The sequence below is a fragment of the Gemmatimonas sp. genome, from assembly GCF_027531815.1.
Taxonomy (GTDB): domain Bacteria; phylum Gemmatimonadota; class Gemmatimonadetes; order Gemmatimonadales; family Gemmatimonadaceae; genus Gemmatimonas.
This window is the reverse complement of record NZ_JAPZSK010000006.1, coordinates 31,171-54,347: the sequence shown is the minus strand read 5'-3', so window position 1 is coordinate 54,347 and position 23,177 is coordinate 31,171. Positions and strand designations below refer to the sequence as shown.

At 68.8% G+C, this 23,177-nt stretch carries 22 protein-coding genes; 17 read left to right on the top strand and 5 right to left on the bottom strand.

Annotated elements, in window-relative coordinates:
- From O9271_RS07810 to groL, 16 genes are all read left to right on the top strand, one after another.
- Positions 1-750 (top strand): ScpA family protein, encoded by a 750-nt coding sequence (locus O9271_RS07810; protein ID WP_298267991.1) that lies wholly within the window; start codon positions 1-3, stop codon positions 748-750.
- Positions 725-1,279 (top strand): SMC-Scp complex subunit ScpB, encoded by a 555-nt coding sequence (gene scpB, locus O9271_RS07805; RefSeq protein WP_298267989.1) that lies wholly within the window; start codon positions 725-727, stop codon positions 1,277-1,279. The genes O9271_RS07810 and scpB overlap by 26 nt, the downstream gene beginning before the upstream one ends.
- Positions 1,276-2,343 (top strand): pseudouridine synthase, encoded by a 1,068-nt coding sequence (locus O9271_RS07800; RefSeq protein WP_298267987.1) that lies wholly within the window; start codon positions 1,276-1,278, stop codon positions 2,341-2,343. The genes scpB and O9271_RS07800 overlap by 4 nt, the downstream gene beginning before the upstream one ends.
- A 92-nt stretch (positions 2,344-2,435) precedes the next feature.
- Complete coding sequence (locus O9271_RS07795) at positions 2,436-3,410, top strand: AAA family ATPase (protein ID WP_298267985.1); 975 nt, start codon at positions 2,436-2,438, stop codon at positions 3,408-3,410.
- 30 nt (positions 3,411-3,440) lie between these two features.
- Entirely contained in the window at positions 3,441-4,412 is a 972-nt protein-coding gene (locus tag O9271_RS07790; protein WP_298267982.1) for a DUF58 domain-containing protein, read from the top strand.
- Complete coding sequence (locus tag O9271_RS07785) at positions 4,409-5,527, top strand: hypothetical protein (protein WP_298267980.1); 1,119 nt, start codon at positions 4,409-4,411, stop codon at positions 5,525-5,527. Before O9271_RS07790 ends, O9271_RS07785 begins: the two co-directional genes overlap by 4 nt.
- Positions 5,524-6,570, top strand: a complete 1,047-nt coding sequence (locus tag O9271_RS07780) for a VWA domain-containing protein (RefSeq protein WP_298267978.1) — start codon at positions 5,524-5,526, stop codon at positions 6,568-6,570. The genes O9271_RS07785 and O9271_RS07780 overlap by 4 nt, the downstream gene beginning before the upstream one ends.
- A 7-nt stretch (positions 6,571-6,577) precedes the next feature.
- Positions 6,578-8,287, top strand: coding sequence for a VWA domain-containing protein (locus tag O9271_RS07775; RefSeq protein WP_298267976.1), 1,710 nt, complete (start codon positions 6,578-6,580; stop codon positions 8,285-8,287).
- Positions 8,284-10,566, top strand: a complete 2,283-nt coding sequence (locus O9271_RS07770; RefSeq protein ID WP_298267974.1) for a hypothetical protein — start codon at positions 8,284-8,286, stop codon at positions 10,564-10,566. Before O9271_RS07775 ends, O9271_RS07770 begins: the two co-directional genes overlap by 4 nt.
- 8 nt (positions 10,567-10,574) lie before the next feature.
- Positions 10,575-12,401 (top strand): DNA mismatch repair endonuclease MutL, encoded by a 1,827-nt coding sequence (mutL, locus tag O9271_RS07765; RefSeq protein WP_298267972.1) that lies wholly within the window; start codon positions 10,575-10,577, stop codon positions 12,399-12,401.
- Entirely contained in the window at positions 12,370-13,371 is a 1,002-nt protein-coding gene (miaA, locus tag O9271_RS07760; protein WP_298267970.1) for a tRNA (adenosine(37)-N6)-dimethylallyltransferase MiaA, read from the top strand. The genes mutL and miaA overlap by 32 nt, the downstream gene beginning before the upstream one ends.
- Positions 13,368-14,567: an N-acetyl-alpha-D-glucosaminyl L-malate synthase BshA gene (gene bshA / locus O9271_RS07755; RefSeq protein ID WP_298267968.1), complete on the top strand. Its 1,200-nt coding sequence runs from the start codon at positions 13,368-13,370 to the stop codon at positions 14,565-14,567. The genes miaA and bshA overlap by 4 nt, the downstream gene beginning before the upstream one ends.
- Positions 14,564-15,370, top strand: a complete 807-nt coding sequence (gene uppP, locus O9271_RS07750; protein ID WP_298267965.1) for an undecaprenyl-diphosphatase UppP — start codon at positions 14,564-14,566, stop codon at positions 15,368-15,370. The genes bshA and uppP overlap by 4 nt, the downstream gene beginning before the upstream one ends.
- A gap of 7 nt (positions 15,371-15,377) precedes the next feature.
- A complete protein-coding gene (locus O9271_RS07745) occupies positions 15,378-16,103 on the top strand; it encodes a biotin--[acetyl-CoA-carboxylase] ligase (protein WP_298267962.1) in 726 nt (241 codons plus the stop codon).
- 241 nt (positions 16,104-16,344) lie between these two features.
- Positions 16,345-16,632 carry a co-chaperone GroES gene (locus O9271_RS07740; protein ID WP_291260161.1) on the top strand — a complete coding sequence of 96 codons (288 nt, stop codon included), beginning with the start codon at positions 16,345-16,347 and terminating at the stop codon, positions 16,630-16,632.
- Positions 16,633-16,659: 27 nt separating this feature from the next.
- A complete protein-coding gene (gene groL / locus O9271_RS07735) occupies positions 16,660-18,291 on the top strand; it encodes a chaperonin GroEL (RefSeq protein WP_298267959.1) in 1,632 nt (543 codons plus the stop codon).
- Between the two features lie 206 nt (positions 18,292-18,497).
- Here the strand turns inward: groL and O9271_RS07730 are convergent, their stop codons facing one another.
- Genes O9271_RS07730 through O9271_RS07710 form a run of 5 tightly spaced genes read right to left on the bottom strand, consistent with a single transcriptional unit; the run spans position 18,498 to position 22,405 of the window.
- Entirely contained in the window at positions 18,498-19,331 is an 834-nt protein-coding gene (locus tag O9271_RS07730) for an MBL fold metallo-hydrolase (protein ID WP_298267954.1), read from the bottom strand.
- Positions 19,332-19,341: 10 nt separating this feature from the next.
- Positions 19,342-20,556: a putative sugar nucleotidyl transferase gene (locus O9271_RS07725; protein ID WP_298267951.1), complete on the bottom strand. Its 1,215-nt coding sequence runs from the start codon at positions 20,554-20,556 to the stop codon at positions 19,342-19,344.
- On the bottom strand, positions 20,553-21,584 hold the full coding sequence (locus tag O9271_RS07720; protein ID WP_298267948.1) for a mannose-1-phosphate guanylyltransferase: 1,032 nt from the start codon (positions 21,582-21,584) through the stop codon (positions 20,553-20,555). The genes O9271_RS07725 and O9271_RS07720 overlap by 4 nt, the downstream gene beginning before the upstream one ends.
- Positions 21,585-21,612: 28 nt before the next feature.
- The gene (locus O9271_RS07715; protein ID WP_298267945.1) at positions 21,613-22,047 is read right to left on the bottom strand and encodes a response regulator transcription factor; all 435 of its coding nucleotides are present in this window, start codon (positions 22,045-22,047) and stop codon (positions 21,613-21,615) included.
- Positions 22,048-22,051: 4 nt separating this feature from the next.
- Positions 22,052-22,405, bottom strand: coding sequence for a roadblock/LC7 domain-containing protein (locus tag O9271_RS07710; RefSeq protein ID WP_298267943.1), 354 nt, complete (start codon positions 22,403-22,405; stop codon positions 22,052-22,054).
- Between the two features lie 140 nt (positions 22,406-22,545).
- Here O9271_RS07710 and O9271_RS07705 point away from each other — a divergent pair, with 140 nt between their 5' ends.
- Positions 22,546-23,172, top strand: coding sequence for a hypothetical protein (locus tag O9271_RS07705; RefSeq protein ID WP_298267941.1), 627 nt, complete (start codon positions 22,546-22,548; stop codon positions 23,170-23,172).
- Positions 23,173-23,177: the final 5 nt, after the last annotated feature.

Below are 23,177 nucleotides of genomic sequence, written 5' to 3'. Positions count from 1 at the left end.
GTGATTGCCCCCAACTTTCGCCCCGTCGAGTCCGAGTCGTCGTCGTTCGTCATCGAGCTCAGCCAGTTCACCGGCCCGCTCGACCTGCTGCTGTCGCTCATCCGCGATGAGCAGGTGGACATCTACGACATCCCCATTGCCCGCATCGCCGAGCAGTTTCTCGCGCGCATCAGCACCCTGGGGCTCGACGAGGCGGCCGACTATCTCGAAATGGCCGCCCGGCTGCTGCGCATCAAGGCGCAGATGCTGTTGCCGCGTGCCGACGGGGAGGACGCGTGGGAGGATCCGCGCGCCGAACTGGTGCGCCGCCTCCTCGAGTACCAGCAGATGCGGGAAGTCGTCGACCTGCTCGAGCGTCGCGGTGAAGAGCGCCGCCACCAGTTCGCCAGACGGTACGTGCATGTCGCGGCCGACATCACGCCGCTCAACGCGCCACTGGCGCTGTCGCTCGGCGAGCTGCTCGCCGCCGTCGATCGCGTCCTCCGCACGACCAAGGAGCCCAAGTTCCATGACGTCGTGCCGCGGGCACTCGATGTGGCGGGGGCCATGACCACCATCCGCAAGGTCATCGCCATGCGGCAGCACGCGCGCTGGGCCGATCTGGTCGGCCGCGACGCGGAGCCGTGGCAAATCCTGTCCGTGCTGCTGGCCCTGCTCGAAATGGCGAAGCTCGGTGAGCTGCGTATCGCGCAGCATCGTCCCTTCGCCTCCGTGGAGATTACCCGTGACGCCATTAGCGAAGCTGCTTGAAGCGGCGCTGTTCGCTGCCCCGCGGCCCATCCCGCTGACGGCGCTGGAGGCGCTCGATCCCGAGTCGAGCCCCGCCGCCGTGGCCGCCGCCTTGGATGAACTCCGCGAGCACTACAACGTGGACGGCCACGGCGTGGAACTCGTCGAACAGGGCGTGGGCTGGCAGATCCTGACGCGGGCCGAATACGCCGAAGCCATCGAACGCGCCCAGGTGGCCGTGCGCCCGCAGAAACTGTCGGCGGCTGCGCTGGAGACGCTCGCCATCGTGGCCTACCGGCAGCCCATCGGGCGCGCGGAGATCGAGGAGATCCGCGGCGTCGCCGTGGGCTCGGTGCTCAAGTCGCTGCACGAGCGCAACCTCATCGACATCGTGGGGCGCAGCGAAGGCATCGGTCGCCCGCTCCTCTACGGTACCACGCCGCAGTTCCTCGAGCAGTTTGCCCTGCGTCACCTCGAAGAGCTCCCGCGCGCCGACGAACTGGCCATCGCCTTGCGCGGCGCGGGGAACACCGCGGTCGTGCCCGAGTGACGCCGCCACGTCGGTCCGGTGGTGACGGCGGCGGCCGCCAGGCCCCCGGAGCACGTAGCCCCGGTGGCAAGGCCACGGGCGGCAAGCCCGTCGGCGGCAAGCCCGTCGGCGGCAAGCCGGTCGGCGGCAAGGCACGCGGAAAACCGGGCGATGGGCGTCCCGGGACGGTAGCGGCCTCGCGCGGGCGCGGCGCACCGACCGGCGCGGCACCCACCAACCGCGACTTCGCCGCCGCCCGTGTGGAAGCGCGGCGCGACGCGGCGCGTACCGGAACCAAGACAACCGGCAGGGCCGCCCCGGTGGCGCCCGGCAAGGCCGGCAGCACCACCAAGGCACGTGACGAAGGCCCCATGCGCGTGCAGCGCGCCCTGGCGCGGGGCGGCGTCGTTTCACGCCGCGGCGCCGATCAGGCCGTGGCCGACGGGCGGGTGCAGGTCAATGGCACGGTGGCGCAGATTGGCCAGGTCGTCGACCCTCGGCGCGATGTCATCACCCTCGATGGCGTACGAGTCGAGACGCACGTGACCGAGCATCGCTGGATCGTGCTCAACAAGCCCGCCGCGGTCATGACCACCCGCCGCGATCCGCAGGCCAGGACCACCGTCTTCGACCTCGTCGAGGACGTGCCGGGGCTCGTGTACGTGGGACGGCTCGACTTCATGACCGAAGGCGTGTTGCTCCTCACCACGGACGGCACCGCTGCCCACGCCCTCACCCACCCGAGCCGCGAGGTGGAGCGCACGTACGTGGCGACGGTACGCGGCGATGCCTCCGCCGCCGCGCGCGAAGCACGGGACGGGGTGCAACTCGAGGACGGCGTGGTGATGCCGCGTGACGTGCAGGCCTATCCGCTGGGTTCACGGCGGTGGGCGTTCGAGATCACCATCACCGAAGGCAAGACCCACGAGGTGCGACGCATCTGCGACGCGCTGGGCCTCGAGGTGGAGCGTCTCGTCCGCGTCAGCTTTGGCCCGGTGAAGCTCGGCAATCTGGCGGCGGGAGAGGCCCGGGCACTCACCAATGCCGAACGCACGGTGCTCGACGCGCTCATCGCCCAGCGCTAGCACCACCGCGGCGGTACGCGGAGCAGACGGAACCCTGCCGGGTATGGAGGCACAGGCAGGCACAACTTCTTCAGTCAGAGGAGCAGGGATACGTGACCACGAGTGTCGCCACGTCGCATGACGCGGCTCTGGTGCAGGGGGTGGTACGCGAAGTCGCGCGCCGCATCGTCGGCCAGGAGTACATGGTCGAGCGCCTGCTCATCAGCCTGCTCACCGGGGGCCACGTCCTGCTCGAGGGCGTTCCAGGCCTGGCCAAGACGCTCACGGTACGCACCCTGGCCGAAACGGTGCGCACCTCGTTCCAGCGCATTCAGTTCACCCCCGACTTGCTCCCGGCCGACGTCATCGGCACGCAGATCTTCGATCAGCAAACGGGGGAGTTTCGCGTCAAGCGCGGCCCCATCTTCGCCAACATCATCCTCGCCGACGAAATCAATCGCGCGCCGGCCAAGGTGCAGGCGGCGCTGCTCGAAGCCATGCAGGAGAAGCAGGTCACGATCGGCGGCACCACGTACAAGCTCGCCGAGCCATTCCTCGTGCTCGCCACGCAGAATCCCATCGAGCAGGAGGGCACGTATCCCCTGCCGGAGGCGCAGGTCGACCGCTTCATGATGAAGCTGCGCGTGGGATACCCCACCCGTGCGGAGGAGAAGGAAATCCTGCGGCGCATGGCCGGCGGCGACCAGACCACCATCGTGCCCGTGGCCTCCCCCGAAGAACTGCTCGACGCCCGCCGGCGCATCGCCGAGCTGTACATGGACGAACGCATCGTCGATTACATCGTCGACCTGGTGCACGCCACCCGCCACCCCGCCGACATCGGCGCCCCCGATCTCAAGCCGCTCATCGAGTTCGGCGCCTCGCCGCGCGCGACCATCGCCCTCGGGCAGGCGGCGCGCGCGCATGCCTTCCTGCGTGGTCGCGCCTTCGTCACCCCCGATGACGTGAAGAGCATTGCCCCCGACGTGCTGCGCCATCGCGTGCTCACGTCATTCGAGGCGGACGCCGAGGGGGTCACCAGCGATACCATCGTGGCGCGACTGCTCGCGGTGGTGGATGCCCCGTGAGTCGCGGTCGCTGAGGAGCCGAAAGGTCCCGTGAGCGTCCTGTCCATCGCACCGGCGGCCGTGCTGCGGCAGGTGCGTCGCATCGAGGTGCGTACGCGCCGCCTGGTCGATTCGCGCTTCGCCGGCGAGTATCGGTCGCTCTTCAAGGGGCAGGGCATGGAGTTCGCCGAAGTGCGCGAGTACCAGCCCGGCGACGAGGTGCGTTCGATCGACTGGAACGTGTCCGCCCGCATGGGGCGCCCCTTCGTGAAGCGCTACGTGGAGGAGCGCGAGCTCACCATCATGCTCGCCATCGACCTCTCGGGGTCGTCGCGCTTCGGCACGCGCGCGCGCTTCAAGCATGATCTGGCCATCGAGCTGGCCGGTGTGCTCGCGCTCGCCGCGGTGCGCAACAACGATCGCGTGGGGCTCATGCTCTTCAGCGACCAGGTCGAACACGCGCTGCCGGCGCGCAAAGGGCGCAAGCACGCGTTGCGCCTCATTCGGGACTTGCTCACGGCGCAACCGAAGGGGCGGGGCACCTCCATGACGGTCGCGATCGACCGGCTCATGCGCCTCCTGCCGCACCGCAGCGTCGTCTTCCTCGCCTCCGACTTCATCGCCGACGATGTCGAGAAGCCCCTCGCGCGACTGGCCCAGCGGCACGATGTCATTGCCGTCACGCTCGAGGATCCCGCCGAGCGGGTGCTGCCCAACGTCGGCCCCGCACGTCTCGAGGACCCCGAGACGGGGACGGTCGTGGAAGTCGACACGTCGCACCCGGCGGTGCGCAGCGCTTTCGCGCAGCGCGTTGCTGCCGAAGACGAGGCACGGCGAAAGCTGTTCGGTCGCCTGGGGCTCGACGAGATCATCGTGCACACCGAGCACGGGTACGTCGATGCGCTCCTCGCCTTTTTCCGGGCGCGCTCACGACGACCGCACGGCGCCGTGCGCGCCGGTCCCCGTGGGGCACTCGGTGACGCGGCGCTGGCCGTGGAAACACGCGCGGTGACGAGCCGATGACGTGGCGCCGCCTTTGCCGGTCGGTTGCCGTCACGCTCGCCTGCGGCCCCGCCATGGCGATGCGGCCGGCCGAGCTCGCGGCACAGGCGAAGCCCCCTGCGGCCCCCGACACCGCCTTCCTCACCACGCGCAGCGGGGCCCGGGTGCAGGCAGGCTCACTCGTGCAACCCGACACGGTGGAAGTCGGCGACCCCATCACGTTCGTCGTGACGGTGGCCGTGCCCGCGGGCGCGCGGGTCGAGTGGCCCAGCATTGCCGACTCGGCGGCCACCGTGGCCATGCGCGAACCAGTGCGCATCACCGATCAGGGTACGCTCAACGGGCAACGCCGCGAGCGCGCCGTGTACACGCTCAGCGCGTGGGATGTCGGGGCACTCCCCATCGACATGCCCGACGTCGTGGTGCGCATGGATACGACGGTGGTGCGCGTACCGCTCACGAACGCGCGCGTGTTCGTGCGAACGGTGCTCCCCGGCGACAGCACGCAGCACATTCCCAAGCCGGCGCGCGACCTCTTCCCACGCGTGGTACCGTGGTGGCAGCAGTGGTGGCCGGCACTGCTCGTGCTGGCGGCCTTGGGCGCGCTCTGGTGGTATCGCCGCCGGCGGCGCCGGTCGCCGGCGGCCGCGGTGGTGCGTGTTCCGCTCGATCCGTTCGCCAGAGCCAGGCATGAGTTCGAGCGACTGGAACGCCTGGGCCTCGCCGATGCCGGTGAGGCCGGACGGTACGTGGCACTCGCACTCGACGTGTTGCGTCTGTACCTCGCCGAACGGCTGCCGTCGGCGGCACTGTCGCTGACCTCCGCCGAACTCGTCGCGGCCATCGGTGACGATGAGCGCGTACCGCACGATCGCCTGCGGTCGCTGCTCGCCGATGCCGATGGCATCAAGTTCGCCGCGCGTCTTGTGTCGCCGGCGCGGGCGCGGGAACTCGCCGGCACCGCGCGCGTCATTGTCGACGACGTCGAGGCGGTCGAGCGGGCACGTCAGGCGGCGGCCGAGGCGGCACGTCGGGCCGCGCTCGAAGCCGCCGCTCGCGCGCGTCGGGACAGCGAGGACGCGGCGCGACGCGCCTCCACGGGGCCACGCGGGCCCAAGACCGGAGCGGGCGTATGAACGGCGCCGACTCCCTCGGAGCCTACTGGCTCGAGCAGCTCGCCGGCCTTTCGCTCTTCGGCCTCGGGTTCGCTCGGCCTTGGGCGCTGCTGTTGCTGCTGCTCCTGCCGCTCTGGCTCTGGTGGTTGCGGCGCCACGAAGCCTCGCGGCTGACCATTCCGTTCTCGCGTGCCGACATGCTCGCCCGCGGCCCGCGGCCCGCGTTGCGCTTCGTGAAGTGGATCCCGTGGCTGCGCGCGCTGGCGCTTGCCGGCGTCATCATCGCTGTGGCACAGCCCCGCTCCGGGGCGCGAGCGTCCACGGTCAACAGCGAGGGGATCGACATCGCCCTCACCGTGGACATTTCGAGCTCCATGCTCGCCGAAGACTTCCAACCGCAGAACCGCATGGAAGTGGCGCGCGAGAAGCTCAAGCGCTTCGTCATGGCCCGCAAGACCGATCGCGTGGGGCTCGTGGCGTTCTCCGGTGAGGCGCTCACGCAGGTGCCGCTCACGACCGACTATCCCGTCGTGCTCGCCGCCATCGACAATCTGCAGGTGGGCCAGCTCGAAGACGGCACCGCGATTGGCACGGCCATTGCCACGGCGGCCAACCGGCTGCGCAATTCACCGGGCCGCTCGCGCGTCATGGTGTTGCTCACCGACGGCGAGAACAACCGCGGCGCCATCGACCCGCGCACGGCCGCGCAAGCCGCGGGCGCGTTCGGTATTCGCATCTACACGATCGGCGTTGGCAGCGAAGGCATGGCCCCGGTGCCCGTGGGGCGCGGACTCTTTGGTCTGCGCTACGAAAACCGGCCGGTCAAGATCGATGAACCGCTGCTCACCGAAATCGCGTCCACCACGGGAGGCCGATACTTCCGCGCCAAGGACGCGGCCGCGCTGCAGGCCATCTACGAGCAGATCGATCAGTTGGAACGCTCGGCCGTGGAAGCGAAGGCGTTCATTCGGTATACCGAGCAGTTCCGCTGGCCGCTGCTGCTCGGTGTGGTCGCGCTGCTCGGTGAGCTCTGGCTCCGCGCGCGGCGTGGGGTGCTGCCGTGAGGATCGCATGAATTTTCTCGCGCCGCTCACCATCCCGCTGGGCGATAATGTTCCGCCGCTCGTCCTCGACGCCCCGTGGCTGCTGGGACTCGCCGTGATCCTGCCGTGGGCCGTGTGGTGGCTGCAGCGGCAGCGCATGGTACAACGCACGCAACGACTGGCCCGCTTCGCCGAGCCGCAGGCGTTGCAGCGACTGATGCCGCAAGCGGCAGGCGACCGTCGGCGCACCGGGCGCCTGGTCGTGGCCGCGGCGTGCATCGGTCTCGCCATGGCCGGCCCGCGCTGGGGGCTCGCCAGTGGCCCGGTCAGTTCGCGCGGTATCGATATGGCCATCGCGCTGGATGCGTCGCTTTCCATGATGGCGCCCGACGAAAAGCCCAATCGCCTCGAGCGCATGAAGCAGGAAGTGCGGCGGCTGCGGGCCATGTCGCAGGCCGATCGCGTGGCCCTCATTGCCTTCGCCGGTCGCAGTTACATCCTCACGCCGCTCACGTCCGACGACGGCGCGATCGAACTGTTTCTGGAGAATCTCGACCCGAGTGTGGTGGGGCAGGCCGGGAGCTCGTTGGCCAAGGCACTGCGCCAGGGCACGGAACTGCTGCTCGCCAGCGATGGCAGCGCCGATCGGGCTCTCGTGCTCATGACCGATGGCGAGTCCTTCGACACGACCGAGGATGTGGAGACGGCGGCACGCGAAGCCGGCGCCAAGGGCATCAGCGTAGTCACGGTGGGGTTCGGGACCACGGCGGGCAGCACCATTCCCGTGCGCGACGGCTCGGTGGTGAAGAACAAGGTGGATGACGAGGGCAACGTGGTCGTCACCCGCTATTCCCCCACCTTGCTCGAACAGGCGGCCACGGCGGCCAACGGCACGTTCATTCCCGCGGAAGCGTCCGACAAGGCCTCGCGCATCCGGGCCACACTGCGTACGCTGCGCACGGCTCGCCGGTCGATCGATACCCGGGAAGATCACGTCCCGCGCTTTCTGTGGCTGCTGGTGCCGGCGTTGCTGCTGCTGGGCTGGGACACGTGGCGACTCGTCACGCCTCGCCGTCGCCCTGCACGGCAGCCCAGTGGGGCGCCGGTGAGTGCCCTTGTGCTCCTCGCTCTCATCCCCCCGGCCTTCGTGGCCTGCGGCCGCGAACCGGATCCTGCCGCCCTGTTTGCGGAAGGGCGCGTGGCGGAAGCTGTGGCGGCTTATCGTGCCCTGGTCGCGCAAGGCGACAGTTCCGCGCGCACCCTGTACAACCTGGGCTCGGCCGTGCTCGGCGCCGACTCGGTGACGGAAGCACAGGTGCTGCTCGACGCGGTGCGCAAGAACAGCGAGGGCGAAGTGCGCGCCCGCGCGCGATTCAACGCGGGGCTGGCGGCACTCAAGCAGGGACGCGTGCCGGACAACCCCGACGCTGACCAGCAATTGTCCGCCGCGCGCGCCGCCTATCGCGCGTTCCTCACGGAACGCCCCGGGTACGCCGACGCGAAGTGGAATTATGAGCTCGCGCTTCGGAAGCAGCCGCCGCAGAGTGGAGGCGGTGGGGGCGGCGGCGGCGGTGGCAGCAACCAGAACAATGAGCAGCAGCAGGAGCCGCAGTCCGACGGCGGGCTCGACCAGCGGCAGGCCGATGCGTTGCTCAACAGCGCGGCGCGTGAAGAGAAGGACGTGCAGGGACGCAAGCAACGGCAGGGACGTGTCCCGCCCGGTGGGAAGGACTGGTGAGCGCCGTCTTCTGGCAGCGAACGTGGCATGCCCTCGCGCTTCTGGCGTGCACCACGTGGCCCGTGGTGAGCGCGGCGCAGCCCGCGCCCTCGCCCACGGCCATCGTGAGTCGCATTCGGAGCACCGGCAACCGACCCATCGATTTTCACGCGGCCGTCTTTCCCGACACCGTCTACGTGGGGCAGCAGGTCACCTACCAGGTGGCCGTGCTGCTCAGCGACAACGCGCGCAGCCGCCTGCGCCGCAATCCGGAGTTTCTGCCGCCGGAGTTGCGCGGGATGCTGTCCTTTGAGCTCGGAGCACCGAAGCGGGTGGCCGCCCGCAGCTACGGCGGCGGGCCCGCGTACGAGACGCATGTCTTTCAGCGCGCCCTCTTCGCCGTGACGGCAGGACCGCTCCAGGTCCCCGCGCCGCAACTCACGTACAGCTTGCCGCAATCAGCCAGCTACTTCAGTCGGGAAGAACGCTATGTGGTGCGCGCCGAAAGTGCGCAACTCGTAGTGCGTCCGCTTCCCGCCGAGGGCAGGCCAGCTGACTTCACAGGCGCGGTCGGTGTGCTGAGTGCCAGTGCGCGCTTCGACAGCAGCGCCGTCCGCGTGGGCGACCCGCTGCTCTTCACCGTGCGTCTCGAAGGCGTGGGGAACGTGCGCCTGCTGCCCGCGCCGGCACTCGAACTCTCCTGGGCCACCGTGGTGCGGGGCAGTGAGCGCGTACGGGTCGATACGAGTGGTGCGCTCGTGCGCGGCGTGAAGGAGTTCGACTATCTGCTCACTCCCACGCGCGATGGACCGGTCACGCTGCCGGTCGTGCGCTATCCCTACTTCGATCCCTATCGCGAAGCGTATCTCGTGGCGGAGACGCGCCCAGCCGATGTACGCGTCGCCGCGGGAGATCTTACCGAGAACGCCACGGCCGAGGAAATGGAGCAGACGGCGCTGCGTCCCTGGCGGCATCGCCCACCCGTCACGCTCAACACCGTGACCGCCGGCTGGCGCATGGTGCTCCTCACGTTGCTCGTGCTGGCTCCGCTGCCGGCAATCGTGATGCGCTGGCAGCGGGTGCGCCGGCGACGGGCCGCGTTGGCACCCGCGCCAGGCACGGCCCTGAAGCACGAGGCGACGCCGGACGACGACAGTCCCGCCGGTGTGGCCCGTCGCACCCGTCGCACCGTCCTGGGGCATCTCGCCGCACGGCTCCAGACACCCGTGGCCGATCTCGTCACGCAGGCGGATGTCGAACGCATCGTGCGCCGCCGTGGGGTGACGCGCGCCACCACGCGCGACCTGCTGGAACTGCTCGACGACCTCGCGGTTGCCGGCTTCGCGCCCCACGGGCACACCGATGCCGCGCCCTCGTCGCTCGAATCGCGAGCCGCCCGACTGCTCCAACGCGTCCACGAGGAAGCCGTAACGCATGGCCGCACGCGCCTGACGGCCCGTCGAGGACGACGTCTCGTGGGCGTCGCGCTCATGCTCGCGCCGGCGGCGCTCTGGCGCCCGCTCCCTGCCGGGGCGCAGGAGCCGCTGCCGACCTCATCGATACGGTCAGCGCAGCCCGTGGCCGCGTGTGATCCCCCTGCGGGCAACGTGGCGGGCAGGGCGGCCCCTTCAGCGCTCGATCTCCTGGTGGGAGAGGGAACCGCCGCGTACCAGGCGCGACGCTTCAGCAGCGCCGCCGAACGGTTCGCCAGCGCCGTGGTGACCTGCCCGGGTGACGTCGACTTGTTGGTCAATTGGGGCGCGGCAGCATGGGCGGCCAACGATACCGTTTCGGCCGTCATCGCCTGGCAGCGTGCTGCCCGGCTCGATCCGCTCGCCGCCGATATCCAGGGCGCGTTGGCGCTGCTCCCGAGTGGCGCCCGCGACGGCCTCGCCGACATTCCCATGGTACCGGTCGTACCCCTGGCCCTCGTCGCGCTGGTGGCCTGGTGCAGCGGCTGGTGGCTGTTGGCATGGGCGTGGCGCACGTCCCGCGGCAGCACCTGGCAGTCGTCACTCGCCACCGTGCTGGTGGTTGCGGCGCTCGCAGCGGGAGCCACCGCGTGGTGGGGACATCGGGCGCTCGACGCCTCGGCGCTGGCCGTAGTGCGTCGTCCCGAGACGTTGCGTACGGCCCCCGGCTTCGATGCGGCAACGGCGGGTGGCGTCTCCACGGGCGATGTCGTTCGCCTGCTGACCAATCAGGAGGGCTGGTCCAGCGTGGCGCTTGCCGACGATCGCGCCGGGTGGATCCCCGCGTCGCGTCTCGCCCCGCTCGTAGACCGTTCCGCCACCCGATAGACTTCGGAATGTCGCGAATCGCCGTTCTGCCAACTGCTGTTGCCGACCAGATCGCCGCTGGCGAGGTGGTCGAACGGCCGGCATCGGTGGTCAAGGAGCTGGTGGAGAACGCGCTCGATGCCGGCGCCACCACGGTCGATGTAACCGTCGAAGACGGCGGACGTGCCCTCATCCGCATCGCCGACGATGGGTCCGGCATGGACAGTATCGACGCGGTGCTCGCCCTTTCGCGTCACGCCACGTCCAAGATCTCCTCTGCCGAACAGCTGGTGGGGGTTCGCAGCTTCGGCTTCCGCGGCGAGGCGTTGCCGGCCATTGCGTCGGTCTCCGAGTTGCAAATCGAGACCGCCCCCGAGGACGGCGCCGGCACGCTCGTGCGCGTGGCCGGTGGCGCCTTGCAGGAGACGCGTGCCGCCGCGCGACGCCGCGGCACCACGGTGTCGGTGCACCGCCTGTTCTTCAACACGCCCGCTCGGCAGAAATTCCTGCGCAGTGCGCGCAGTGAGTGGCGCGGGATTCTCGACACCATGCACGCCATTGCCACGCTGCGACGCGATGTGCACTTCGTGCTGCGGCACGACGGCAAGGTGGCGCTCGATCTGCCCGCTGTGCCCACCCTGCGCACCCGACTGGCCGCGCTGTGGGGCGCACGCGAACTGGAACGTTTCGTCGATGTCGACGACGTGCAGGGCCCGGTGCACGTGACCGGCCTCGTGGAACGACCGGCGGATGTGGGCACGGCGTCCCGCCGCGTGCTGCTTGTGGTGAACGGCCGGCTGGTGCGCGATTTCGGCCTCGTGCGGGCGGCGGAAGCGGCCTACAAGTCCACGCTGCCGGCAGGCATGCGGCCGTCGGTGGTCCTGCTGGTGCATGTGCCGGGGGCCGATGTGGACGTGAACGTGCATCCGGCCAAGGCCGAGGTTCGTTTCCGTGATCGCTGGCCCATCGAACGAGCGGTCGAACAGGCTGTGCGGCGAGCGCTCGGGCTGTTCGAGGCGTCGGCCGATATCGGGGGATGGCGCAGCTGGTCGCCGTCCGGGGCAACGTCGACGGCGTGGCGCAGTGCCCCCGTGTGGCTCGAGCCGGCCGCCTTGCGTGCGCCGCAGGCGCCGGATGGCCTCTTCGCGCCGCACGACGCGGCGGCGGCCCCCGCCTTCGACACACCGCCGTGGGAATCGCTCACGGAGGACGTGGGCGGCGTGGGCACGCCCGCCCCGGCACCGCACGAGAGCGACGCCGTGCTGACCGCGCCCCCCGAGCCCGTTGCCGTGCCGCCGTTGATGCAACTGCGGCGCACGTATCTCATGTTCGAACACGACGACGGCGTCATTCTCATCGATCAGCATTCGGCGCACGAGCGCGTGCTGTACGAGCAGTTCCTGGGGGTGCTCGAACGCGGCGAGGCACCGTCGCAGCGTCTCCTTTTCCCCATGACGCTGCACCTCGCCCCCGCCGAGTCGGAGGCGTTCGAGAGCAGCCGCGACCTTTTCGTGAAGCTGGGTTTCGAAATCGAGCACTTCGGCGGCCATACCCTGCTCGTGAATGCGGTGCCCATGCCGCATCCGCGCTTCGATGCCGAGCGTTGCCTCCGCGACACCCTCGCGGCGATGACGGGCGACCGGGTCCCCAGCACGCAGGCGCGTCACGAACGGCTGGCGGCCACCTTCGCGTGCAAGGCGGCCATCAAGGCCGGTGACACGCTGTCTCCCGGCGAGATGCGCGCGCTCTACGTGGCGCTCGCCGACACCCGGCTGGCGGCGCATGATGTGCACGGCCGCAGCACGATCGTCCGCCTGTCGTGGGATGAACTCGATCGCCGCTTCGGCCGCAAGTGAGGCGGCGGTGACCAACGCGCCGCCCGACACGGCGGAGCTGGTGTTCGCGTCTCCGGTTGCCTGTATCGTGGGGCCCACGGCGGCGGGGAAGAGCGCGCTCGCCATGCAACTGGCCGAGGCCCGCGGCCTGGCCATCGTGAGTGCCGACTCCCGGCAGCTGTATCGCGGCTTCGACATCGGGACGGCCAAACCGTCGGCCGACGAACAGCGGCGTGTGCCCCACTTCGGCATCGACATTGCCGAGCCCGCCGAGCGGTACTCCGCCCGACAGTGGGCGGAGCAGGCTGCCCAGTGGTGCCGAACCAGCCTCGACGCCGGCGTGCGGCCGGTGATCGTCGGCGGCACGGGGCTGTACGTCCGTGCACTCGTGCACCCTCTCGACGCCGTGCCGGCGCTCGATGCCGCGCGCCGGGCGGAGCTCGAGCCGCTTCTGGCGGCCATGCCGGTGTCGGAGTTGCAGCGATGGTGCACGCGGCTCGATCCATCCCGGGCGCATCTGGGGCGTACGCAGTGGCTGCGCGCCATCGAGACGGCCCTCCTTGCGGGCACCCGCCTCAGCGCGCACCTCGGGCAACGTGAGCCCGCGGCGCGACCCGCCCGTTACCTTGTGGTGGATCCCGGGCCCGTGCTCGCGGACCGCATCGAGCGTCGGGTACACGACATGATCACCAACGGCTTCGTCGAGGAAATCGTACAGTTGCGGCAGCAGATCCCCCCGGACGCACCGGCCTGGAAGGCGAGTGGCTACGGGGCGGTGCGCGATGCCGTGGAAGGACGATGCACGCTCGACGCCGCCGTGGCACGGGTGGTCATCGAGACGCGGCAGTATGCCAAGCGGCAGCGGACCTGGTTCCGGCATCAGTTGCCCGCCGCCGCCGTGACCCACGTGAATCCCGCACACCGCGAGGCCCTCGACCAGGCGCTGGCGTGGTGGGACGGAATTCCTCCGCTCGCGGGAGTGAACGCATGAAGATCGGCATTACCTGCTATCCCACGTACGGCGGATCTGGGGCGCTGGCCACCGAGCTCGGGATTGCCCTCGCCGCTCGCGGGCACGAGGTGCATTTCATCACGTATGCGCAGCCGTTCCGCCTCCCCAGCTTCCTGCCGCGCGTCTACTTCCACGAGGTGGACGTGGGGCGGTACCCGTTGTTCGAATATCCGCCGTACGACCTCGCCCTGGCCGTGCGCATGCACGAAGTGGTGCGCGATCATCAGCTCGATGTGTTGCACTGCCACTATGCCATTCCGCACGCCACCAGCGCGTGGATTGCCCGGTCCATGCTGCGAGAGGAGGGGCGCGACGTGAAGGTGGTGACCACGTTGCACGGGACCGACATCACCATCGTGGGACAGGAACGGTCGTTCTTCTCCATCACGAAGTTCTCGATCGAGAAGTCGCATGCGGTCACGGCAGTGTCCGAGTACCTGCGCGATGAGACGTATCGGGCGTTCGGTTGCGTCGGCTGTCAGGTCGAGGTCATTCCCAACTTCATCGATCCTTCGCTGTACGACCGGTCGCGCCACGTCTTTCCCGTCCCCGCCGATGTCACGCTGGGGCGGAAAGTCATCATGCACATCTCCAACTTTCGCCCCGTCAAGCGCGTACGCGACATCGTGCGCACCTTCGCGCGGATCGACCGGGACGTCCCGTCGGTGCTCATCATGATCGGCGACGGTCCCGAGCGCGTGGAGGCCGAGGCCGAGGCCCGGGAGCTGGGGGTGAGCGAGCACGTCCACTTCCTCGGCAAGATCGATGCGATCGCTCCGCTACTCGCCGGGGCGCATCTGTTTCTACTCACCAGCGACAAGGAGTCGTTCGGCCTCAGTGCCCTCGAGGCGCTGGCCACCGGCGTGCCGGTGATCGGCGCGCACGCCGGTGGTCTCCCCGAGGTCGTCCGTCATGGGGAGACCGGGTTTCTCTTCCCGGTCGGGGACGTCGAAGCGATGGCGCGAGCGGGAATCCGGTTGCTTGCTGATCCCGTGCAATGGCAGGCCATGAGTACGGCCGCTGCCGCCGATGCGCGGACGCGCTTCAGTGAGGCGGCGATCGTGGCGCAGTACGAAGCGCTCTACGAACGCACCGTCGGGGCGGCACCGGCAACCGCCGGTCCGGACGCCGATGGCGGCGTGGCGCCGCTTCCCACCCTTTCCGTTCCCTCGTGACGATCTTTCAGGCCATCGTGCTCGGTCTCGTGCAGGGCTTGACCGAACTGCTCCCCGTCTCCAGCTCGGCACATCTTGCGCTGACGCCCTATCTGCTTGGCTGGAAGGATCCCGGGCTGTCATTCGATGTGGCGTTGCACCTCGGTACGCTCATGGCGCTCATGTGGTACTTCCGTGCCGAGTGGATCGACATGACACGCAGCGCGTTCCGCATCGCGCGCACGCGGCGCATCGAGACCGTGCACGAGCGCCGCCTGCTGTATCTCGTCGTCGCCACTATCCCCGCCGGGATCGGCGGGCTGTTGCTCAACGATCTCGCCAAGACCACCTTCCGCTCGCCGTACATCATCGGCACGACGCTCATCGTGCTGGGCATCCTGCTCTGGGCCATCGACAAGTGGAGTGTCCGCTCGCGCAGCATCGAGGAGGTCACCATGCGTGATGCCATCATCGTGGGGTGCGCGCAGGTGCTGGCGCTGGTACCGGGCGTCTCGCGCTCGGGGTCGACCATCACCGCCGGGCGTCTGCTGCATCTCGACCGGCCGAGTGCGGCGCGCTTCAGCTTCCTCATGAGCATGCCCATCACCCTCGCCGCTGTCGTGAAGGAGGCCCCCGCGGCGTTGCTGGCTGATGGGGTGTCGGTGCCGTTGCTCTACGGCGTGCTGGCGGCGGCCGTGAGCAGCTGGCTCGCCATCACGGTGTTGCTGCGATACGTGAGCAAGCACAGCTTCGGCATCTTCGCACTCTATCGCGTGCTGCTGGCTGGCGTGGTGTTCTATACGCTGGCGACGCGCGGCAGCTGATCCGCGCGTGACCGCTCCCGCGCCCTCGCTGGCGGCGCGCCTCGGCCTCGCGCGCCTCGAATACCACGCGCAGGTCACCTCCACGATGGACGTGGCGCACGCCCTCGCTGCGGAGGGCGCGCCCGCGGGGACGCTCGTGCTCGCGGCGTCGCAGGCAGCGGGACGTGGGCGGGGCGGCAAGACGTGGATCTCCGAACCCGATGCCGGGTTGTGGTGCACGCTCATCGAGCGTCCCGTCGACAGTGGCGCGGTGGAGGTGCTGTCGCTGCGTGTCGGACTCGAACTGGCCACGGCGCTCACGTCCTGCGTGGATGGTCGCATCATGCTCAAGTGGCCCAATGACCTGCTGGTCGAGGGCCGGAAGCTGGCCGGGGTGCTCATTGAAGCGCGCTGGCGTGGTGCGCGCCCCGATTGGGTCGCGATCGGCGTGGGCATCAACCGGCGGGTGCCTGGCGATCTCCCCGCGACGATCGCGGTGCGTCAGGATGTGTCGCGCGACGCTCTGCTGGAAGCGGTGGCGCCGGCGCTGCGCCGCGCGGCCTCCGGTCTTGGTCCCCTCTCGGCGGCCGAATTGGCGGCATGGGACGCGCGCGATGCCGCAGTGGGACGCCGCGTGACGGCACCCGCGGTGGGCACGGTCACTGGCGTTTCGGCGACCGGGGGCATCTGTATCCGGTGCGACGATGGCTCCGACCAGTTGTGGCAGAGTGGCTCGCTGATCTTCGCGGACTGAACCGACCACTCCTGCCAATGTGGCCAGTCGCAGGGGGTGGAGATTGCCATCTTGGCGGCCATTCTGCCTAACTGGCAAGTTGCTAAGCTGTTGCATTTCATTGGCTTAGATGGCCATAGGCCCACTTGACGCGAGACTCGGCGTCGCCTAGGTTCCCTTCCGTTAGCACTCGTCTCGCATGAGTGCTAATCCAATTCGTCTTGTTCGTTCCCCTGACCCTGTTCGCAGGAGATCAATCCGTATGTCCAAGGTCGCGCCGCTCGCGGATCGCGTTGTCGTGAAGCCGCTCGAAGAGGCGGAGCAGATGCGCGGTGGGCTGTACATCCCCGATACCGCGAAGGAAAAGCCCCAGCAGGGCAACATCGTTGCCGTCGGCCCGGGCCGTTTCGAGAAGGACGCCCGCGTCCCGATGGACGTCAAGGTCGGTGACAAGGTGCTGTACGGGAAGTACAGCGGCACCGAAGTGACGATCGAGGGCGAGCAGCTCCTCATCCTGCGCGAGTCCGATATTCTCGCCGTGATCAACTGAACCGCACCCTAACTCCATTCAGCTACCATGGCAGCCAAGGAACTCCATTTCAACACTGAGGCGCGCGCGGCACTCAAGCGCGGCGTCGATCAGCTGGCCGAAGCGGTGAAGGTCACCCTCGGTCCCAAGGGCCGCAACGTCGTCATCGACAAGAAGTTCGGCGCGCCCACGGTCACCAAGGACGGTGTGACCGTCGCGAAGGAAATCGAACTCGCCGATCCCATCGAGAACATGGGCGCGCAGATGGTGAAGGAAGTCGCGACCAAGACGTCCGACCTCGCCGGTGACGGCACCACCACCGCCACGGTGCTCGCGCAGGCGATCTTCCGTGAGGGCCTCAAGAACGTCACCGCCGGCTCCAACCCCATGGCGCTCAAGCGCGGCATCGAAAAGGCCGTCGCCCAGATCGTCGAGGAGCTCAAGAAGATCTCCGTGCCCACCACGGGCAAGAAGGAAATCGCGCAGGTCGGCACCATCTCGGCCAACAATGACCCCGAGATCGGCAACCTCATCGCGGAAGCGATGGAGAAGGTCGGCAAGGACGGCGTGATCACCGTCGAAGAGGCCAAGGGCCTCGAGACGACGCTCGAGACGGTGGACGGCATGCAGTTCGATCGCGGCTACCTCTCGCCGTACTTCGTCACCGATCCGGAGAAGATGGAAGCCGTTCTCGAGAACGCGCTCATCCTCATCCACGACAAGAAGATCTCGGCCATGAAGGACCTCCTCCCGGTCCTCGAGAAGGTGGCGCAGCTCGGCAAGCCCCTCCTCATCATCGCCGAAGACGTCGAGGGCGAGGCGCTGGCCACGCTCGTCGTGAACAAGCTCCGTGGCACGCTCCGCATCGTCGCCGTCAAGGCGCCGGGCTTCGGCGATCGCCGTAAGGCGATGCTGCAGGACATCGCGACGCTCACCAAGGGCCAGGTCATCTCCGACGAAGTCGGCTTCAAGCTCGAGAACGCGGTCCTCACCGACCTCGGCTCGGCCAAGCGCATCGTAATCGACAAGGACAACACCACGATCATCGACGGCGCCGGCGACCAGAAGGACATCGAAGGCCGCGTGAAGGAAATCCGCGCTGCCATCGACAAGAGCACCTCGGACTACGATCGTGAGAAGCTGCAGGAGCGTCTCGCGAAGCTCGCCGGTGGCGTGGCCGTCATCAACGTCGGCGCGGCGACCGAAGCCGAAATGAAGGAGAAGAAGGCCCGCGTCGAAGACGCGCTGCACGCGACGCGCGCGGCCGTCGAAGAAGGCATCGTCCCGGGCGGTGGCGTCGCGCTGGTGCGCGCGCAGCACGTCCTCAAGGACGTGAAGGTCGCCGAGCGCGACGAGCAGATCGGTGTCGACATCATCCGTCGCGCCATCGAGGAGCCGCTCCGCATGATCGTGCAGAACGCGGGTGGCGAAGGCTCGATCGTGATCGAGAAGATCCGTACGGCCAAGGAGACGAGCTTCGGCTACAACGCCCTCACGGACGTGTACGAGGATCTGGTCCAGGCTGGCGTCATCGACCCCACCAAGGTCACGCGCACGGCGCTCCAGAACGCGGCGTCGATCGCCGGTCTGCTCCTGACGACCGAAGCCCTCATCGTCGAGAAGAAGGAAGACAAGCCGGCCGCGCCGGCCGGTGGCCCGGGCATGGGCGGCATGTACTGAGCCTCGCGCTCAGGACTCGCTTCCAGGCACGACGCACGACGGGCACCTCACGCGAGGTGCCCGTTCGTGTTTGCGAGCCGCCGCGCCGCGGGGCGGAACAGGCGCTCGGCGGTCGGGGTGCGGCAATCACCCGGTGCTGCCGCGCCATGACCGCGGGGACGTTGCCGACCGCGGTGGGGCGCGCGTTCCCTTCGCGCCTTTCGCCGCTAGAGGCCAAGCGCCAACTGCGTCGCTGCCAGCCGCCCAACGCCACCGTCGGCGCGCACCGGCGAGAGCGGCACGCGCTGCAGCGCCGTCGACACCCCGTCGCGCTTCCAGCCGGCGCCGCGGAGCGCCTCGCGCGTGCTCGCCAAGGCGAGGGCGGGGGTGTTGTTCGTTTCGCTGAGATGGGCCAGCACCACGTGGCGCAACCCGCGGTGCGCACAGGCGCCGGCCAGCATTGACGCCTGCTGGTTCGAAAGATGTCCGCTCCCACCGCCGATGCGTTCCTTGAGCGGCCACGGATAGGGACCATTCGCCAGCAGGTCCGGGTCATGGTTCGACTCCAGCACCAGCAGATCCAGGCGATCGAGGAATGCCGGCAGTGTCTCGGGGACATGGCCGGCATCGAGCACGATCCCCAGTCGCGCACCGCTCGCGCGATCGGTCAGCACCAGCGCGCGGCAATCGCTGGCATCGTGCGGCAGCGGGGCATGTTCGATGAGGAATCCGCACAGCACCTGATCACCGCTCGGCGCAAAGGGCTGCAGGTCGGCGGGCGCTCCATTGGCCAGCAGCGACATGGCCGCAAGGGTAGGGGCCGATGCGTGCACGCGCCACGACCACCGGTCGCAGGCCGCCGCTGCCCCACACGCATGGTCGACATGCTCGTGCGTGAGCAGCACCGCCCCCACATCGCTGGGCCGCCGCTGCACCGCCTCGAATCGCTTGGCCAGGGTACGCACGCCGAAACCGGCGTCCACCAGCACGGTGCCATCGCTGCCGTCCACCAGCATCGCGTTGCCTCGGCTCCCGGAGCCGAGCATGGTCACGGTAATCACGAGTGGCCCATCACCGACGCGGCCAGCGCGTGTCGGCGCTCGCGACGGCGTGCACACGGCGCCACCACCCGCGGGCCGATGCGGACATGACGATCTGACGGCGCGCCATCATGCGCTCCGCGGTATCGACGAACTTCTCCTCGGCGAAGCGGCCGTACGGCGCCGCACCGCCCCAGGAAAATGGGGCCACCGCCTTGGGTGGCATCGCATCGAACACGTTGGCTCCGGCGCCAACGACACAACCGGTGGTGAGGCGCAGGCCAATGCCGGTCTTGGCATGATCGCCAAACAGGGTGCCAAGAAACTGCAGCTTGGTGTCCTGCACACCATCCGGAGTCCACAACGAGACGCTGCCGTACGTGTTCTTCAGGTTGCTCGTCGTGGTACCGGCGCCGAGGTTGACCCACCGTCCCAGGACGGAGTGACCCACGAACCCCTCGTGTCCCTTGTTGCTGTGCCCGACCAGAATGGACGCCGACAGCTCACCGTGCACCCGACAGACGTCGCCGATGGCGCACCCCGCCACGCGTCCGCCCAGCACCGACGCCTCACGGCCCACGTAACAGGGGCCGGCGACACGCGAAAAGGCCTGCACGACCGCGCCCCGACGCAGCAGCACCGGACCAAGGGTGGTGTCGAACACCACCTGCGGTTCGATGGTCGCATCGGCTTCCACAAAGACGCCGTGGCTCCCCAGAATCGTCGCCAGACTGTTTGCCAGGGGAACCGCTTCGGTCTGCAGCGCCAGTGTCGGGATGTCTGCCTGCAACACGCTCTGGAGATGCGCGACCAGGTCCCACACGTTGTCGAGCCACACGCCCGGAATGTTCGCCATCGAGCCGGTGCTCGGCAGGACATCCTCGAGCGCGAACAGCGCGTCCTGCAGCTGCTCACGCGACACGGCCGCGGCAAGCTTGACGGCCGCCACCTTGTGATCGATCGCCAGCACCGTGGCGGTGCTGCGTACGGCTTCCAGCATCGGCACGGCACGGGTGTTCACCAGCCACGTGCCCGCGGGGACATCACCCACGTGAGCAGGGGGCGCATCGAACTCGGTGAATCCTTCAAGGTGCGGTGATGACACGAATCCGCGTGGCGCCGCGTGCAGCACCTCCTGCCATCGTTCGCGCTGGAGCAGCGCCCCCATGCGCATTTCGGCCAGGGGGCGCGTGGTGGCAAACGGCTCGAACCGACGCGCTCGGGCGTCATCGTAGAAAATGATCATCGATCGCGTACGTCTGGGGGAAGCGTGTCCAGCAGGGTCTTGAGGTCGGCGGCACGCTCACGGGTTGTGACCATGACCAGCCCCGCGCGCGCCACCACCACGAGGTCGTGGACGCCGTAGAGGACTACCTGGGTACCGTCTGCATGGACGACATTGCCGGTGGACTGGCAGGCATGGCTCGGACCAAGCATGGCGTTGTCCTGCCCATCGTGCGCGCGCACCCGATGCAATGCGGCCCAGGTGCCGACATCGTCCCAGCCGAACTGCCCGGGGAGCACCAGCACACGGTGCGAACGCTCCAGCACACCCACATCGACGGCAATCGAGCGGACGGCGGCGAAGAATCGCGCGAGATCGTCGCCCGACGACGCCAACGCCGGCTGGACCTCCGGCGTGTGTTCGCGGATCTCTTCGAGCAGGTCGCCCACACACCAGGCGAAAATGCCGGAGTTCCAGAGATACCCCTCGGCGACCATCCGCGAGGCCGTGGCGGCGTCAGGTTTCTCCGCGAAGCGCGCCACCCGCCGCACATCATCGCGCACCACCTCGCCAGGCTGGATGTAGCCGAAACCGGGGTCGGGACGTGACGGCACGATACCCACCGTCACCAGGGAACGGCGCGTCAGCGCCACCTGCGCGGCGCGGTCCAGCGTTTGGCGGAACGCCTCCACATCGCCAATGGCCCAGTCTGCGTGTGTGCACACCATGACCGCCTCACCACCGTCGCGAGCGGCAATGAATTTGGCGGCCCACGCCAGCGCGGCGCAGGTACCCGCCGGGCGCGGTTCGGCAATCACGTTGTCGGCCGGCAGTGTCGGATCCAGCGCCAGCACGGCGTCGCGCAACGTGGCGTTGGTCAGTACCAAGGTGCGCTCGGGGGGCGCCGATGGGCGCAACCGGTCGAGGGTGTCGCACAACATGGGCGCATCCGTGACCAGTGGCAGCAACTGCTTGGGGCGCGTTGGCGTGGATAACGGCCAGAAGCGCGAGCCGATGCCGCCGGCCAGCACCACGTTCCAGCGAATCATGCGGTCTTCGACCGGGGGAAAGGACGGGTCACAGCGAACTCGTATCATCGGCGGAGGCGCGCGGCCCCCGCATATGGTGGCGCACGCGGGCAAGCAGCCGGCGGGGGCTGAAGGGCTTCGACATCACCTCGGCCACGCCGAGGGCCTCGGCTTCCTGCCAGTGCGCTTCCTGACCGGCTGCCGTCAGGACGATGCAGGGCAGGTCGCTCCAGCGCGTATCCTCACGGAGGACCCGCAAGATATCGATCCCCGACATGCCGGGCAGCATGAGATCCAGCACGATCAGCCCAACGTCCGGTTCATGTTGTAGCTGGTCCAGCGCCTCGACCCCGCTTTCGGCGAGCATGACACGAAAGCCGTCCTGCTCGAGCCGCGTGCGGATGATGCGGCCAATGTGCGGCTCGTCGTCGACGACCAGAATCGGCAGCGCCGTCGTCGGGCTGTCGGTCACCGCCTCGGTCACTGGCTCAGACCAGCGCCGAGATCTGGGTGCGGTGACGTCGCAGTTCGTAGAGCAGGGCGCCGAGATTGGCCGTGGGCTGCAGCAGGACCAGGAGAAAGGCGTCATGCGACAGCGCCGTGACGACCGCATGGCCCTCCGCATACTCGAGCACCATGATGCCGAAATCGCCGCGCTGCGCCGCCACGCCCAGATCGGCAGCGGCCAGCGCCATGGGGGGCACGAACGCCGCGAGCCCGTCGGGGTCGAGAGGCGACGTGCTGTTCCCGTCAATGAGGAGGCCGTCGCGACCGAGAACGATGGCCGCGTCCACGCCGTCGCGGCGCCGCAGCGCACTGACCAGATCTCGAATGGTGGGCATGGCGGAACGCTGTCCCGCCCCGCGTGCGAAGTCAAGCGATCATTGCGCGGCCGAACCGCTTGCCCGTGCACGAGTTGGGCGGTAACCTCCGAAGGTGGAACGTTCGCCGGCCTGACGGCCGGATCACCTCGGAAATCGCCATGCGCTTCACCCTGAACGACCGTCGGAACGGCGCGCCTCGCCTGGTTCGGCGCGCCCTGTCATTTTGTGCCGTCGCCCTGATGACAAGCGTGGGGGCCGCATGCAGCGACAACAACCCGTTCCTGTCGCCGCCCACGAGTGAAAACACCGTGCGCGCCTTCAGCGTGTGGGCGCTGTCCGGTACCAATTCGGCCCTCCCGGCCAGTGTGCTCTTCAGCAACCTCTCGGTCCAACGCCCGCAGTTGCTCAGCAACGGCACGGTGAACTTCGAGGTCGCCTTCGACATCACCGCCGACGGCAAGGTCCGGTTCCTGCCGGCACGGGCGCTCGTCCCTCAGGCGCCGGCTGGGGCGCCCAGCATCGGGCTCACGCGCAGCACGTCGGCCTTCGATGCCATCACGCGGGCCCCCGATCGGGGCTATACCGACGACTCCACCCTCGTGGTGGCGGTCAGCGAGGTCGTGCTGATCAGGCTCACCAGTTCGCAGTGCATCCTCCAGGACCCGTTCTACGGCAAGGTGGCCGTTGACAGCGTGATCCTCGCCGAACGGCGCATCGTGCTGCGGGCGCTCGTGAACCGCAATTGCGGGTATCGTGCGCTCACGGTGGGCCTCCCCTCCACCTGAACCTG

Coding starts and splice junctions, on each gene's coding strand:
- groL (WP_298267959.1), top strand. CDS start 16,660: ATGGCAGCCAAGGAACTCCATTTCAACACTGAGGCGCGCGCGGCACTC.
- O9271_RS07740 (WP_291260161.1), top strand. CDS start 16,345: ATGTCCAAGGTCGCGCCGCTCGCGGATCGCGTTGTCGTGAAGCCGCTC.
- bshA (WP_298267968.1), top strand. CDS start 13,368: ATGAAGATCGGCATTACCTGCTATCCCACGTACGGCGGATCTGGGGCG.
- O9271_RS07720 (WP_298267948.1), bottom strand. CDS start 21,584: ATGATTCGCTGGAACGTGGTGCTGGCCGGCGGCATCGGCTCGCGCTTC.
- O9271_RS07725 (WP_298267951.1), bottom strand. CDS start 20,556: ATGATCATTTTCTACGATGACGCCCGAGCGCGTCGGTTCGAGCCGTTT.
- O9271_RS07710 (WP_298267943.1), bottom strand. CDS start 22,405: ATGCCCACCATTCGAGATCTGGTCAGTGCGCTGCGGCGCCGCGACGGC.
- miaA (WP_298267970.1), top strand. CDS start 12,370: ATGAACTCGATCGCCGCTTCGGCCGCAAGTGAGGCGGCGGTGACCAAC.
- O9271_RS07705 (WP_298267941.1), top strand. CDS start 22,546: ATGCGCTTCACCCTGAACGACCGTCGGAACGGCGCGCCTCGCCTGGTT.
- O9271_RS07785 (WP_298267980.1), top strand. CDS start 4,409: ATGACGTGGCGCCGCCTTTGCCGGTCGGTTGCCGTCACGCTCGCCTGC.
- O9271_RS07775 (WP_298267976.1), top strand. CDS start 6,578: ATGAATTTTCTCGCGCCGCTCACCATCCCGCTGGGCGATAATGTTCCG.
- mutL (WP_298267972.1), top strand. CDS start 10,575: ATGTCGCGAATCGCCGTTCTGCCAACTGCTGTTGCCGACCAGATCGCC.
- O9271_RS07780 (WP_298267978.1), top strand. CDS start 5,524: ATGAACGGCGCCGACTCCCTCGGAGCCTACTGGCTCGAGCAGCTCGCC.